The following is a 13,199-nucleotide window of genomic DNA, read 5'->3' on the forward strand; positions in this document are numbered from 1 at the left end:
CGCTGCCTCCACCCGTTGGTGTACGACGGAGCGTGCGTCCCCTACGAACAGTCCGGACTGGACGTATGTTGGTTAGCCATGACGGAGGCCCGGGGGGCGCCTTCAGGGGAATCTCCCGCCTGCCTTCCCGTGCTCCCATGCCGCCGCGGGGGCGCAATCAACCATGGCAGCAGCCCGGTACGGAGACGCGCGGCATGTCGGGGCCCACGCCCCGGAGGTGGAGGAGCGGCTGGCGCTGCTGGTGGAGGCGTCGCGGGTGCTCGCCGACGCCAGCCTGGAGCCCCCCGCCGTCATGGAGCGCTTGTGCGCCCTGGTGGTGCCGCTGCTCGGCGCCGCCTGCACGCTGCGGCTGTTGTCCGAGGACGGGCTCTGGCTGCGCACCGTGGCCTCGGCGGCCTCCACGCCCGAGGCCCGGCTGCTGTTCCAGACGCTCAGCCCTCCCGCGGTGCGCGCGGACGAAGGCCCGTCCCAGGAGGTGCTGCGCACGGGCGAGGCGCTGTGGCTGGCGGACTCGGACCCGGAGGCGCTGCGCCGCCTGGTGCCTCCGCAGCAGCATGGGCTCCTGGAGGACTTCCCCTTCACCCGGTTGATGGTGCTGCCGCTGCGCGCGCGCGGCCGGAGCCTGGGCACCCTCACCGTGTGGAAGGACCCGACGGCGGAGCGCGCTGGCGAGGCGGGAGAGCAGCTGCTCCTCCAGGAACTGGCGGACCGCGCCGCGCTGGCGCTGGACGTGGCGCGCGCCTACGCGGCGGAGAAGGAGGCGCGGCAGGCGGCGGAGGTCGCCGCGGGCCGGCTGTCCCGGCTCCAGCGGGTGACGGCGGAGCTGTCCCAGGTGCTGTCCGCGGAGCGCGTGGCGGAGGTCATCGTCGAGCAGGGCGTGGAGGCGGTGGGCGCGGCGCGCGGCGCGCTGTGGCGGGTGGAGGCGGGGCACGCGCGACTCCTGAGGTGCACCGGCTACGAGGACCCGCGCTCCTTCATGGAGGCCTTCGGCGTGCTGCCGCTGGAGGGACGGACCCCCATGGTGGAGGCGCTGCTGGAGGCGCGGCCGGTGTGGCTGGAGTCCCCGGAGGCGCTGGCGGAGCGCTACCCGGAGGTGGATGAGACGCGCCACCGGGTGGTGCGCAAGCCCGCGCCCGCCTCGGTGTGCCTGCCGCTGCTGGTGGAGGGCCGCGCGCTGGGGGTGCTGCTGTTCGCGTTCTCCGAGGCGCGCGTCTTCGATTCGGACGAGCGCGCCTTCCTGGAGCTGCTGGCCCACCACGGCGGACAAGCGGTGGCGCGGGCCCGACTGCTGGAGCAGCAGCAGCGCGCCCGCGCGGAGCTGGCCGAGGCCAACGAGCGACTGGCGGCCATCATCCAGGCCTCCCCCGCCTCCATCATCCTGGTGGACATCCACGGCACGGTGCGGATGTGGAACCCGGCCGCGGAGCGCATCTTCGGGTGGACGGCGGAGGAGGTGATTGGCACCGTGCTGCCGGTGGTGCCCGAGGGCAAGCACGACGAGTTCCGCCGCAACCTCGAGAAGGCCGGCCGGGGCGAGTCGCTGGGCGGCGCGGTGATGCAGCGGCGGCGCAAGGACGGCACGCCGCTGCAGGTGGCGCTGTGGACCGCGCTGGTGCAGCCCTCCGCGGGCGGCACGGAGCAGGTGCTGAGCATGGCGGTGGACGTCACCGAGCGGCATCGCAGCGAGGCGGCGCAGCGCTTCCTGGCCGAGGCGGGCGGCGTGCTGGCCACCAGCCTGGAGCAGGAGGAGACGCTGGAGCGCGTGGCGCAGCTGGCGGTGCCGTCCTACGCGGAGTGCTGCGGCGTGTTCCTGGCGGACGAGGCCGGCGAGGTGAAGTGCGTGGCCGCGGCCCACGCGAGCGAGGAGTACCGCGCGCTGGACGGACACCCCTCGCCAGGCCTGCTCGTCGTCGCGCGCGTGGTGGCCTCCGGAGAGGCGGAGCTGCGCACGGGACTGAGCGAGGACGCCCCGGAGTGTGTACGCCCCGCCGGCGCGGGCAGCTGCTTCGCGTGGCTGTGCGTGCCGCTCCAGGTGCGAGGGCAGACGCTGGGCGCGCTGAGCTTCGTCACCTCGAAGAGGGACTACGACGCGCAAGATTTGGCCCTGGCGCAGGAGCTGGCGCGGCGGGCGGCGCTGGCCATCGACAACGCGCGCCTCTATCGCGAGGCGCGGCAGGCCATCCGGCTGCGCGAGGAGTTCCTCTCCATCGCCAGCCACGAGCTGAAGACGCCCATCAGCGCGCTGCAGCTCCAGGTGCAGAGCCTGCTCGCGGGCCTGGCGCGCGCTCCCGCCGGGCTGACGCCGGAGCGACTGGGCCGCGCGCTGAAGGTCGTCGACCGCCAGGTGAAGCGGCAGACGCAGCTCATCCACGACCTCTTGGACGTGTCCCGCATCAGCGCCGGACGCCTGGAGCTGAGCCCGGAGCCGCTGGATTTGGTGGCGCTGGTGCGCGAGGTGGTGGAGCGCTTCGAGCCGGAGCTGGAGCGCACGGGCACCCCGCTGGAGCTGCGACTGGCGCCGGAGGCCCCGGGGCTCTGGGACAAGCTGCGAATCGACCAGGTGCTGACGAATCTGGTGTCCAACGCCGTGAAGTACGGGCGCGGCAATCCGGTGCACGTGGCGCTGACGGAGGACGAGGCCACCGTGCGCGTGGAGGTCCGCGACGGCGGCATCGGCATTGGCGAGGAGCACCTGTCGCGGCTGTTCCACCGCTTCGAGCGCGCCGTGTCCGAGCGCAACTACGGCGGCTTCGGCCTGGGCCTGTGGATTTCTCGCCAGATTGTGGAGGCCATGGGCGGCCACATCACCGTGCGCAGCGTGCTGAGCGTGGGCTCCACCTTCACCGTGGAGCTGCCACGCACGCGCGCTTGAAGCCGCCGCGCCCTGGACTCACAGCGCCAGCAGCAACAGGGACACCTTCTCCTCGGGGCTCGCCGCCAGGAACTCGTCCGGCAGCCAGACCTCCGACTCGGGCACCAGCGACGTGTCGCAGCTGCGCTTGCCCGCATAGAAGCGACCCGGCTCCCGCGCCTTCAGCCGGTACGTGCAGTCGCGGATGTAGATTTTCAGCTCATCCTTGGAGAGCTTCACGGTCGCCGGACGCCCGCCGAAGCCGCCCTCCGCCTCCACCGTGTCGCCGTCCCGCTTCACCTTGAGGTTCACCACGGCGCTGCCCAGCGAGCCCTTCACCTCGCCCTCCTTGAACTTCAAGTCGACGACGCCCAGGTACGTCTGTCCCCGCAGCCCGCCGGGCGTCCGCGCCACCTGGAAGTCCTGGCCCGTTACGTTCTCTGCGGTCATCACCAGGTTGTACTGCTGCCGGGCGATTCGCAGGTTGATGGCGTCCTCCTTCGGCGCCGAGACCGCGACTCCCGCCCCCAATACGATTGCCACCGCCAGCACACCCCGCCGCAGCGGGCTCAGAAAGCGCTTCATCGGGAAAGCTCCTCGTCCTGGATTGACATTCCCATGAACGTCAGTCTGCGCATCTCATACCGCGACGACATGCGTCGCGCCGCAACCCCTCGGATTTGCGTCGGACACAGGGGGCCGGGCCCTTCGCGCGCGCTCCCCGGAGGAGGCCTGCTCGCTCCTCCTCCAGGGGCACCGCCTTGTCGGCTCGCGACTACTTCGTGGCCTCGGGACTCCGGGGCGCGCCCAGGTGCTTCTCGAAGAACATCATCGTCGTCATCTGCGCGTAGTCGCGGTTGTCCTTCTTCTGGAAGCCGTGGCCCTCGTCGGTGGCCAGCATGTACCAGACGTCCGGCGCGCGCTGACGCACCGCCTGGACAACCTGCTCCGCCTCCGACTGCGGCACGCGCGGGTCATTGGCGCCCTGCTGCACGTAGAGCGCCGCGCGAATCCTGGCCACCGAGCCCAAGGGAGAGATGCGCTCCTGCACCTTGCGCACCTCGGGGACTCGCTCGTCGCCGTACTCCGCGCGCCGCAAGTCCCGGCGGTACGCCTGCGTGTTCTCCAGGAAGCTGGGCAGCGAGGAGATGCCCACCACGTCCACCGCCGCCTTGAAGCGCTCCGGATAGAAGGCCACCGACGCCAGCGTCATGTAGCCGCCGTACGAGCCGCCAGAGACGCCCACGCGCGAGGCATCCAGCTCCTTGCGCGAGGCGATGAAGTCCAGCGTCGCGCCGATGTCCGCGAGGCTCTGCTCGCGCTTCACGCCGTCATCCATGGCCCGGTACGCCTTGCCGTAGCCATCCGAGCCGCGCACGTTGGGCACCAGCACCGCCATGCCCAGCTCCGCCGTGGCGAACTGCGCGAAGGTGCTGAACGTGGGCAGGCTCTGCGCCTCCGGGCCGCCGTGGAAGCTGACGATGACGGGCACCTTCCCCGTCGCGCCCTTGGGCAGGTAGAGGAACGCCGGCACCTGCACGCCATCCGTGGACGGGTAGCGCACCAGCGTCGGCTCCACGAAGGTGCTCGTGTCCAGCCCGCCCACCTCCGAGCGCGTCCACCGCGTCGGCTTGCGCGACTTCAAGTCCACCGTCCACACGTCCATGGGGCTCTTCGCATCCCCCACCGTCAGCGCCAGCAGGTCCGAGCGCTTCAGCGGGAAGTGGATGCCGAACGCCACGCCCTTGGGCAGCGAGTCCAGGGTCGACAGGGCCTTGGTGCGCGTGTCCAGCAGCGACACCTTGGTGAAGCCATCCTCGTTGAAGGCGACCGCCAGCTTGCGGCCATCCGGCGACAGGGCCAGGTCCGTCACGTTCCACTTCACGGCCTTGGTCAGCGACTCCGGCGCGGCGGTGAGCGGCGTCTTGTCCAGGTTCACCTGGTACAGCTCCGCGAAGTCGCTGTAGCGGTCCGTCGCCAGGTACACGCTCTTGCCATCGTGCGCGAAGACGACGGCGGAGACTCCGCCCTTGCCCTCCTGCGGAGTGATTCGCTGACGCTCGCCGGAGGCCACGTCCACCACGTACAGGTCCGCGTCGTCGATGGCCCGGCTCTGCACCACCAGCAGCTTCGCGCCGTCGTTCGAGAAGGAGATTGGCGCCCACGAGCCCTCCTGCTCCGTGAGGCGACGGGCCTGCCGAGGCTGCGCGGTGGGCGCCACGTACACGTCCGTGTCCTTGCCGTTGCGACCCGTGCCGCCATACGCCAGCCACCGGCCATCCGGAGAGACGCTCACACCCGAGTGTCGGCTCTTCCCATCCGTCAGCAGCTCCGAGCGCCCCGTGCGCCGGTCCATCCGGAACACCTGGAAGAACTCCCCGCCACCCTTGTCCTGCAGGAAGTAGATGACGTTCGAGTCGCCGGGCTGGAAGAGCGCCCTGTTGATGGGCTCCTTGGCGAAGGTGAGCTGCGTGCGCGCGCCCATCGGCATCTCCACCAGGTGGAGCTGGTTGGTGTCCGCGAAGCGCGTGGTGATGAGCAGCTGCTTGCCATCATCACTGGTGTCCACGAGCGACGCGGAGCGGGCCTCCAGGTACTGCTCCATCCGCTGACGGAGCGCGTCCGGCACCGGCGGCACGTTGCTCACCCACAGGTTCGGCTGGCCGGGCAGCGGCGCGATTCCCGGCACCTGCGAGGGTTTGCTGGCGGCGGCCTGGGGCTTGGGGGCCTGCGCCGCTGGAGCGGACGCGGGGGCCTGCGCGGCGAGCAGGGACACGACGAGTGGAAGCAGTCCAGGGTTCATGGTGCGCGCACGCTACCAGCAGCGTCCTGGCTGTCGCGCCCGCACCGCGTCATTCCATCCCCGGCGCGGGGAGTGCTCGTGGGTGGACAGTCAGTCGACGCGCCGTGGCGGACACGCGGGACCAACCAGGTTTCACGGCTCGTTTCGTAAGGGGCTCCCGAAGTCACGGTCGCGCTCGCTCGGGCGACGACCGCATACCCCTGGAGCGCGACATGACGAAGAACCCTTGGAGTCATCGCTGCCTCACGGTGGCGCTCACCGCCACGCTGTCCACCCTCGTGGGCTGCGGCGAGGACGAGACACCTCCCGACGACACGCCTTCCACCCAGGCGAAGCTGCGCATCATCCACGCGTCCTCGGACGCCCCCGCCGTGGACATCTACGCGGAGGGGCAGTCGACGCCGCTCTTCACCAACGTGAAGTACGGCGACGCCACCGCCTACGCCACCGTGCCCACGGGGACGTACAACGTCCAGGTGCGCGCGGCGGGAGCGCTGGCCTCCTCCGCGCCCGTCTACTCCACCGGTCCGCTCGTGCTGGGCGCGGGCCACACGGTGAGCGCGGTGGCCGCGGGGCTGCTCGTCTCCACTGATGCGGCGCGTGCCTTCCGTGTGCTGCCCCTCACCGAGGGCTTCAACCCTCCCGCCGACGGCAAGACGCGCGTGCGCATCGTCCACGCGGGCGCGGACGCGCCCACCGTCTCCATCGACGTGGGGGATGACGGCACCTCGGAAATCACCGGCCTGCAGCGCTTCCAGGACACGGGGGCCACGGGCGTGGAGCTGCCCTCCGGCCAGTCGCTCCAGGTGGGCATCCGCACGGCCACCAACGCGAAGGTGACGTCCTTCACCGTGCCCGCCCTGCCCTCGCGCGGAGAGGTGTTCGTCATCGCCACCGGACAGCTCTCCCAGAAGCCGAGCGCCCCGGCCGGCTTCAGTCTGCTGGCCGCGGGTGTCGGACGGGTCCGACAGAATCCCGTCGTCTATGCGCTGCACGCCTCGCCAGATGCGCCCTCGGTGGACCTCTTCGTGGGCACCGCGGAGCTGGTGGATGACCTCACCTTCGGCGAGCTGTCCACTCCCATCCAGGTGCCTCCGGGCAGCTACACGCTCGACTTCTTCGCCAACGTCTCCGGCGGCACGCGTCCCGCCGGTGCACCCGCCGCCTCGCGCGCCACGCCCGCGCTGGTCGCCGGAGAGCGCTACCTCGCGCTGGCCGGGGGCTTCCTCAGCCCGTCCAAGGACGACCCGGCGGACTCCACCTTCGAGCTGCTCGCGTTCTCCGACGGCTTCGCTACCGATGCGAGCAACCTGCGGCTGCGCGTGGTCCACGCCTCGCCCGACGCGCCGACGGTGGACGTGGGCCCGCTGGAGGGTGGCGTCGTCCCGACGAGCGCGGCCTTCAACGACGTGCCCTATCGCCGCGCCTCGGCGGAGGAGGGCCTGGCGCTGCCCCCGCTCAACTCGGTGGTGGTGGGAGTGTCGGCCTCGACGGCCTCCGAGCGCTCACCCGTGGCTCGCTTCCAGTTGGGCACGTCTGCCTTCGTGGGCCGGGGCGTCTTCGCCGTGGCCGCGGGCGCGCTCTCTCCCACGCCTGGAGAAAACGAGGCGGGCTTCCGGCTGGTGCTGGTGGACACGAGCACTTCACCGTGGAGCGCAATCAACGTGCATCCCCTCCCGTAACGTTTTCCCAGCACATTCGTCCCAGCAATACCTGGTCACCAGGGCGGGCATCGCGGAGCCACTGTCTTCGCGGTGCCCGCTTGTCTCTTTCTCCGAGAACCGAGTCCCATGAAGCGTCGCGTTGGCCTCCTCGTGCTGCTCCTCGCGTCGACCAGCGCGTGTCTGGACCCCATCCAGAGCACCACGCCCCAGGCCTGCGACGAGGACGGCGCTTCGTGCCCGAACCCAGACACAGACACCGAACAGCGGGGCCTGGCCCGGCAGGTGTCGGTGGGCAGCCAGCACGCGTGCGCGCTGCTGGAGACGGGCGGCGTGCGGTGCTGGGGCGGAGTCGGGCTGGTGGGGGACGGGACGCGCGCGCTGAGGGCCTCGGCGGTGGACGTGCGGGGACTGGGCTCGGGCGTGCTCGCGCTCGCCGCCGGGGGACAGCACACCTGCGTGGTGGTGGAGGGCGGCACCGTGCGGTGCTGGGGAGACAACTCCCAGGGCCAGCTCGGCAACGGCAACACGATGGCCTCTCTGGAGCCGGTGGACGTGCCGGGCGCGGGCACCAACGTGGTGACGGTGGCGTCGGGCCTCGCGCACTCCTGCTCGCTGCACGCGGGGGGACAGGTGATGTGCTGGGGGGCGAATGACTTCTTCCAGCTCGGCGGAGAGCTGGTGGGCAAGACGCCTCGGCCCGTGCCGGTGCCAGGACTTCCCGCCAACCTCACGGTGCTCGCGGCGGGTGCCAACCACACCTGCGCCGCCACCGCCGATGGAGAAGCGTGGTGCTGGGGTGACAACACGTACGGCGCGCTGGGCAATGGCCTCGCCAGTCCGACGCCCGAGCCCGGGGCGGTGCGAGTGAGGGGCTTGTCCGGGCCGGTGCGCTCGCTGACGGCGGGCCTGGGACACACCTGCGCGCGCGTGGGCATGGGCGACCTGGAGTGCTGGGGATTCAATGACGACGGACAGCTGGGGGATGACACCGCGCTGGGCAGCGCCACGCCGGTGCATCCGGTGGGACTGCCGTCGGCCATGCGGCAGGTGCGCGCGGGCAATTCCTTCACCTGCGCGCTGGACGCGGAGGGGCGCGTGCGGTGCTGGGGCCTCAATGGCGCCGGACAGCTGGGGGATGGAACGCGCATCCACCGCGCGGCGCCCGTGGACGTCACGGCCCTGGACGACGAAGTCGTGGACCTGTCCGCCGGAGTGACGAGCACCTGCGCGGTGATGCGTGACGGACAGGTGCGGTGCTGGGGCGGCAACGCCACCGGCCAGTTGGGTGATGGGACGCAATCGGACCGCGTGGCGCCGGCCGTGGTCCAGGGGCTTGGGGCCCCCTGAGAGGGAGGACGGCATGTCGCTGCTGAAGGAAGACCCGCTGTTACTGGAGGCCTTTCGCCGGGGAGAGTCGGGAGCGCTGACCCGCGTGTACCGGGCCTACTCCGGACATGTGGCGCGGTTCCTGTCGCGCACGTACGTGTCGCGCGGCCCCGGCGGACTGGCGCGCGTGGGGCCGTTGGATTTGGAGGCCGTGCACCAGGAGACCTTCGTGCGCGCGTTCCGCGAGCAGGCCCGGCACACGTATGACGGCGTGCGGCCGTACTCCGTCTGGCTCAATGCGCTGGCGCGGCAGGCGGCGGTGGATGTGCTGAGGGCGGCGGGGCGCATCGCGCGCGAGGCGGTCGCGCTGGACGACACGCCGACAGCGGAGCGGCTCGCGAGCAACGCGCCCTCGCCCGAGGACCGCGCGCTGGAGGTGGAGACGCGCGAGCTGGTGCAACGCTTTCTCTCCGCTCTCGACGAGGCGACGCGCCGGCTCGCGGACCTGCGCTTCGTACAGGGCCTGTCGCAGGAGCGCGCGGGCCTGGTGCTGGGATTGTCCCGACAGGAGCTGCGGACGCGCGAGACGAAGCTGCGCCGCGCGATGACGGACTTCCTCGTCGAGGAGGGCTGGCTCACCGCTGACGCACCCGATGCCCTGCCCTCCGCCGCCGCCACGGCCGCGGTGATGGCCCTGCTCTTCCCCTACTTCGTGCCCTGACCCGAGTGAGTTTCCCCATGGCCCTGTTCACCCCACACGTGGACCGACAGCTCGTCCACCTCGCCAACGAGGGCGTCCTGCCTCCGCGCCAGTGGAGCCGCGTGCTGAGTCATGCCCGGGGCTGTGCCCGGTGCGGCGCGCGCTACGAGCGGGTGATGAACCTGCGCCGCGTGTTCTCCAGGGACACCATCACCGAGCCCACGCCGGGGGAGCTGGAGTCGCTCGAGTCGCGCGGACTGCCCGCGGTCCTCGCCGCCGTCGCGGGGGAGCTGTCGCGCGAGTCCTCGGGACAGGCGACGCGCGCGGACCGGCTGCACAAGAAGGAGGTGGGCGGGGCTTGGGGCCTGGCGCGACGTCCGTGGGCGTGGGTGCTTCGAGCCTGGAACGCGCCGTCCCTGGGCCATGTGGGCAGCGCGTGGGTGGTCAGCTTGATGGCGGCGGCGGGCCTCGTGTGGCTGAGCCTGCCGAGCGACACGACGGAGTGGGGCACGCGCGGCGAGGGACAGGGCGCGACGGTGATGCGGCTGTTCTGCGTCCCCGAGGAGGCGGAGCTTCGGGAGGTCCGAGGACAGGGTGAATGTCCGGCCGGTGCGGCGCTCGCCTTCGCGGCGGGAGCTCGAGCGCCCTACACGCATGTCGTGGTGACGGTGCGCACCGACAAGGGCCTGCGCATGGAAGGGCCGTTCGAGGTGAAGGCGTCTCCGGGCTCGGAGGCCGCGCTGGACCTCACGCCGAAGCTGCCTGACACGGGCGAAGTGGAGCTGACCGCCGTGTTCGCGAGCAGCGCGTCCGCCGCGCTCGCCGCCGCGCGAGGTGAGCCCGTCAAGGATGTCGTGCGCGTGCAGCACCGCGTCCGCATCGCGGGGAAGCCATGAGCTGGCTTTCTCGTTCGAGAGGGGCAGAGCGATTCATCGCGGCTCCGGCGCCCCGTGGTGTCCGCGCCCTCCTGTTGTTCGTGAGCCCACCGTTCGCCGCGCGGGACGCGGCCGTGTCCGCGGAAGGACCAGCATGAGCCCCCTCGTGGTTCCGATGAACAGCGGTGTCCTCGTCCTCTGGCTCACGTGCTGTGCGACGGTGTCCCTCGCGGAGACGGGCGCCACCTCCCCGGAGTCTCCCCCGGTTCGACGGGCCCTGGTCGTCGCGTACAACGGGAGCGACTCTCCAGGCATGCCGCCCCTGCGCTACGCGGATGACGACGGCGTGCGCTGGATGGAGACCTTTCAGCGCCTGGGCGTGGACGTGGTGCTCCTCACCGTCGCGGACACCGACACCGCCGAAGCGGAGCGCGAGCGCTTGACGGGCGTGCGCGTGCCCACGCTCGCCGCGCTCGATGAGGCCGTGGCCTCGCTGGCCCAGCGCAACGCGGCGGACCGCGCGGCCGGTCGCACCGTGGACTTCCTCTTCGTCTACGTGGGCCATGGCCGCACGGGCGAGTCCGCGCGCGCCTACCTCACGCTCGCTGACGGACGACTGGACCAGGAGGGCCTCTACTCACGCATCGTGGAGCGGGCCGAGGCGGACTACGTGCACCTGCTCGTGGATGCCTGTCACGCGGCCGGCGTCGTGGGCAGCCGAGGCGCCGACCCGCTGGTGCTCCGGAGGTTGCGGCGCGCGCTGGAGCAGGAGCAACTCACCGGTCACCCCAGCGTCGGCGCCATCTTCGCGGAGAGCAACGAGGGCGAGACACACGAGTGGTCCCGCATCCGCGCGGGCGTCTTCAGCCACGCGGCCCGCTCCGCGCTGATGGGTGGCGCGGACGTCAACGGCGACGGCCGCGTGGAGTACAGCGAACTGGACGCCTTCGTCGCCGCCGCCATCCGAGGCGTGAAGTCTCCACAGGCCCGGCTCGCGCTGCGCACCTTCCCGCCGACACTGAGCCCTTCACGCGCGCTCATCGGCCCCGTGCCCGACGGTCCGCGCCTCGACCTGCCAGCGACGCCTCGGGGCGCGCGCATCTCCGTGGAGGACACCTCGGGCGTGCGACTCGCGGATACGCATCAGGCCGCGGGAGAGTCCCTGGCGCTCGCGTTGCCGAAGCGCGACGCGTACTGGCTGCGCACGCCCGGGGGCGAAGCACGCGTGCGGCTCGAGGACCTGAACGCGGGACGACTCCCCCAACCCTCTCCCCCCGAAGTGGCCCGACGTGGCGCGGCCGAGGAGAGCCTGCTCCAGGGCCTCTTCGCCCTGCCCTTCGGACGCGACTTCTACGAGGGCTATGTCACGTCGGCGGGTGGGCCCGCCGTGGACTTCTCCCAACCGGTGACACCCGGGGACCCGTCGAGCCTCCCGCGCTCGCTGGGCCTGGAGGTGGGCCTCACGCTCGGCGCGCCGCCGCTGGGTGGTCGCGGCATCGCACGCGGGCTGTCACTCGCCTGGCGCGTGCCGGGCCCTGGCCTCATCCGGTGGGGCGCGCGGGCCAGCTACTCACTCGCGCCGGATGCATGGGCGGACAACGCCACGCTTCAGCGCGTGTCGGTGCTGGCCATGGGCGGACTGAGCGGCAGAGGCACGCTGGCGCCCTTCGCGGAGCTGGGTGCGGGCTGGTTGATGACCGTGGTGGACAGACCCGGCCGAAGGGAGGGCGACTCGCGTGGCCTGACCGCGCGCGGCGCCGCGGGCCTGCGCTGGAGGGCGGGTGACTTCGCGGTGCGCGGCGCCCTGGGACTCGACTTCGATGGAGTCCGCGTGGACGGGCACCGACGTGGACGCTGGAGTCCCGGCGTGGAGTTCGGACTGGAGCGCTGAGCGACTCACCGTCCACGCCGTGCGCGGCGCGCTGTGAACGGCGTTGACAGTGGCGCCCGTGCGCCCGCTCAAGTCCCTGGAATCAGGCCCGTGTCTCCCTGGCAGGGCGCTTGCGATGGACCCGCTCCGAAAGGGGCGGTGCATGAACGCGGACATCACGAGGTGGGGCGAGGCGCGGTGGGATGCGGGCAAGGTGCTCCGGTGGAGCCTGCTCCACGTGGGCGCACTCGTGGGTGGCGCGCTGTACTTCTCGTGGAGCGCGGTGGCGGTCTTCGCCGTGTTGACCGTGGTGACGATGTGTCTCGGGCTCTCGGTGGGCATCCACCGCGGCCTCATCCACCGTGCCTTCCGCGCGACGCGCACGGTGGAGCGGGCGCTCGGCTTCCTCGGCACGCTGGCGGGACTGGGCAGCGTCCTCGGCATGAGCCGCATGCACCACCTGCGCGACTTCCACCAGAACCAGCCGGAGGCCGACTGCCCCGAGTACTTCGGCTACCGCGACGGCTTCCTCAGCGCCATGACTCACGCCCTCTTCCGCACGTGGCATGCGCGCGACGCGAGCGTCTATCCCCCCGTGGAGCCCGACGTCGAGAATGACGTCTTCTTCATCGCCCTGGAGCGCGCCAACCTCTGGCTCCAAGTGCCGCTCGCACTCGCGCTGTACGCGGTGGGCGGCCCCGCGTGGGTGGTCTGGGGTGTCTTCGTGCGACTGGCGCTCACGCAGGATGGCTTCTGGTTCATCCACTACGTGAGCCATGTCGAAGGAGAGCAGCCCTACGAGCTGCCCGAGTGCGCGGAGCAGGGGCGCAACGCGGGCTGGCTCGCCCTCGTGAGCATGGGCGAGTCGTGGCACAACAACCACCACGCGTACCCCAGCTCGGCGCGGATGGGCTTCGGCTGGCGACAGCCGGACCCGGGCTGGTGGGCGGTGAAGGCACTGGCCACGCTGGGCCTCGTGCACGACGTGAAGACGATGACCCACCTGCCGCTGCGTCCCGGAGCGCACCGACGGCCCGGCCCTCGCAAGCACCCGCGGTTCCCGCGCGGATGCCTCCGCCGTCGCCTGCCGGTGTAGCGCCGCGCCACGAC

General features: G+C 71.7%; 9 protein-coding genes. 7 read left to right on the forward strand and 2 right to left on the reverse strand.

Annotated elements, in window-relative coordinates:
* Positions 1-163: 163 nt before the first annotated feature.
* On the forward strand, positions 164-2,872 hold the full coding sequence (locus ACN469_RS01530) for a sensor histidine kinase (protein WP_498763385.1): 2,709 nt from the start codon (positions 164-166) through the stop codon (positions 2,870-2,872).
* 18 nt (positions 2,873-2,890) lie between these two features.
* Here the strand turns inward: ACN469_RS01530 and ACN469_RS01535 are convergent, their stop codons facing one another.
* Both ACN469_RS01535 and ACN469_RS01540 read right to left on the reverse strand, forming a co-directional pair.
* Positions 2,891-3,436, reverse strand: a complete 546-nt coding sequence (locus ACN469_RS01535; RefSeq protein ID WP_498763387.1) for a hypothetical protein — start codon at positions 3,434-3,436, stop codon at positions 2,891-2,893.
* Positions 3,437-3,626: 190 nt separating this feature from the next.
* Complete coding sequence (locus ACN469_RS01540; RefSeq protein ID WP_498763389.1) at positions 3,627-5,654, reverse strand: S9 family peptidase; 2,028 nt, start codon at positions 5,652-5,654, stop codon at positions 3,627-3,629.
* Positions 5,655-5,866: 212 nt separating this feature from the next.
* Between ACN469_RS01540 and ACN469_RS01545 the strand changes: the two genes are divergently transcribed.
* From ACN469_RS01545 to ACN469_RS01570, 6 genes are all read left to right on the forward strand, one after another.
* Positions 5,867-7,336, forward strand: coding sequence for a DUF4397 domain-containing protein (locus ACN469_RS01545; RefSeq protein ID WP_498763391.1), 1,470 nt, complete (start codon positions 5,867-5,869; stop codon positions 7,334-7,336).
* Positions 7,337-7,444: 108 nt separating this feature from the next.
* A complete protein-coding gene (locus ACN469_RS01550) occupies positions 7,445-8,665 on the forward strand; it encodes an RCC1 domain-containing protein (RefSeq protein ID WP_498763393.1) in 1,221 nt (406 codons plus the stop codon).
* Positions 8,666-8,678: 13 nt separating this feature from the next.
* The gene (locus ACN469_RS01555; RefSeq protein ID WP_498763395.1) at positions 8,679-9,365 is read left to right on the forward strand and encodes an RNA polymerase sigma factor; all 687 of its coding nucleotides are present in this window, start codon (positions 8,679-8,681) and stop codon (positions 9,363-9,365) included.
* Between the two features lie 17 nt (positions 9,366-9,382).
* Complete coding sequence (locus ACN469_RS01560) at positions 9,383-10,240, forward strand: hypothetical protein (RefSeq protein WP_498763397.1); 858 nt, start codon at positions 9,383-9,385, stop codon at positions 10,238-10,240.
* A 133-nt stretch (positions 10,241-10,373) separates the two neighbouring features.
* Positions 10,374-12,110: a caspase family protein gene (locus tag ACN469_RS01565; RefSeq protein ID WP_498763399.1), complete on the forward strand. Its 1,737-nt coding sequence runs from the start codon at positions 10,374-10,376 to the stop codon at positions 12,108-12,110.
* Between the two features lie 142 nt (positions 12,111-12,252).
* Complete coding sequence (locus tag ACN469_RS01570) at positions 12,253-13,185, forward strand: acyl-CoA desaturase (protein ID WP_498763401.1); 933 nt, start codon at positions 12,253-12,255, stop codon at positions 13,183-13,185.
* The last annotated feature ends 14 nt before the right edge of the window (positions 13,186-13,199 follow it).

The organism is Corallococcus terminator (assembly GCF_049194865.1).
GTDB classification, from domain to species: Bacteria; Myxococcota; Myxococcia; order Myxococcales; family Myxococcaceae; genus Myxococcus; species Myxococcus terminator_A.

What these genes read in the sequence shown, in the direction of transcription:
- ACN469_RS01565 (WP_498763399.1), top strand. Translation starts at nt 10,374, where the DNA reads ATGAGCCCCCTCGTGGTTCCGATGAACAGCGGTGTCCTCGTCCTCTGG.
- ACN469_RS01560 (WP_498763397.1), top strand. Translation starts at nt 9,383, where the DNA reads ATGGCCCTGTTCACCCCACACGTGGACCGACAGCTCGTCCACCTCGCC.
- ACN469_RS01530 (WP_498763385.1), top strand. Translation starts at nt 164, where the DNA reads ATGGCAGCAGCCCGGTACGGAGACGCGCGGCATGTCGGGGCCCACGCC.
- ACN469_RS01555 (WP_498763395.1), top strand. Translation starts at nt 8,679, where the DNA reads ATGTCGCTGCTGAAGGAAGACCCGCTGTTACTGGAGGCCTTTCGCCGG.
- ACN469_RS01540 (WP_498763389.1), bottom strand. Translation starts at nt 5,654, where the DNA reads ATGAACCCTGGACTGCTTCCACTCGTCGTGTCCCTGCTCGCCGCGCAG.
- ACN469_RS01545 (WP_498763391.1), top strand. Translation starts at nt 5,867, where the DNA reads ATGACGAAGAACCCTTGGAGTCATCGCTGCCTCACGGTGGCGCTCACC.
- ACN469_RS01550 (WP_498763393.1), top strand. Translation starts at nt 7,445, where the DNA reads ATGAAGCGTCGCGTTGGCCTCCTCGTGCTGCTCCTCGCGTCGACCAGC.
- ACN469_RS01570 (WP_498763401.1), top strand. Translation starts at nt 12,253, where the DNA reads ATGAACGCGGACATCACGAGGTGGGGCGAGGCGCGGTGGGATGCGGGC.
- ACN469_RS01535 (WP_498763387.1), bottom strand. Translation starts at nt 3,436, where the DNA reads ATGAAGCGCTTTCTGAGCCCGCTGCGGCGGGGTGTGCTGGCGGTGGCA.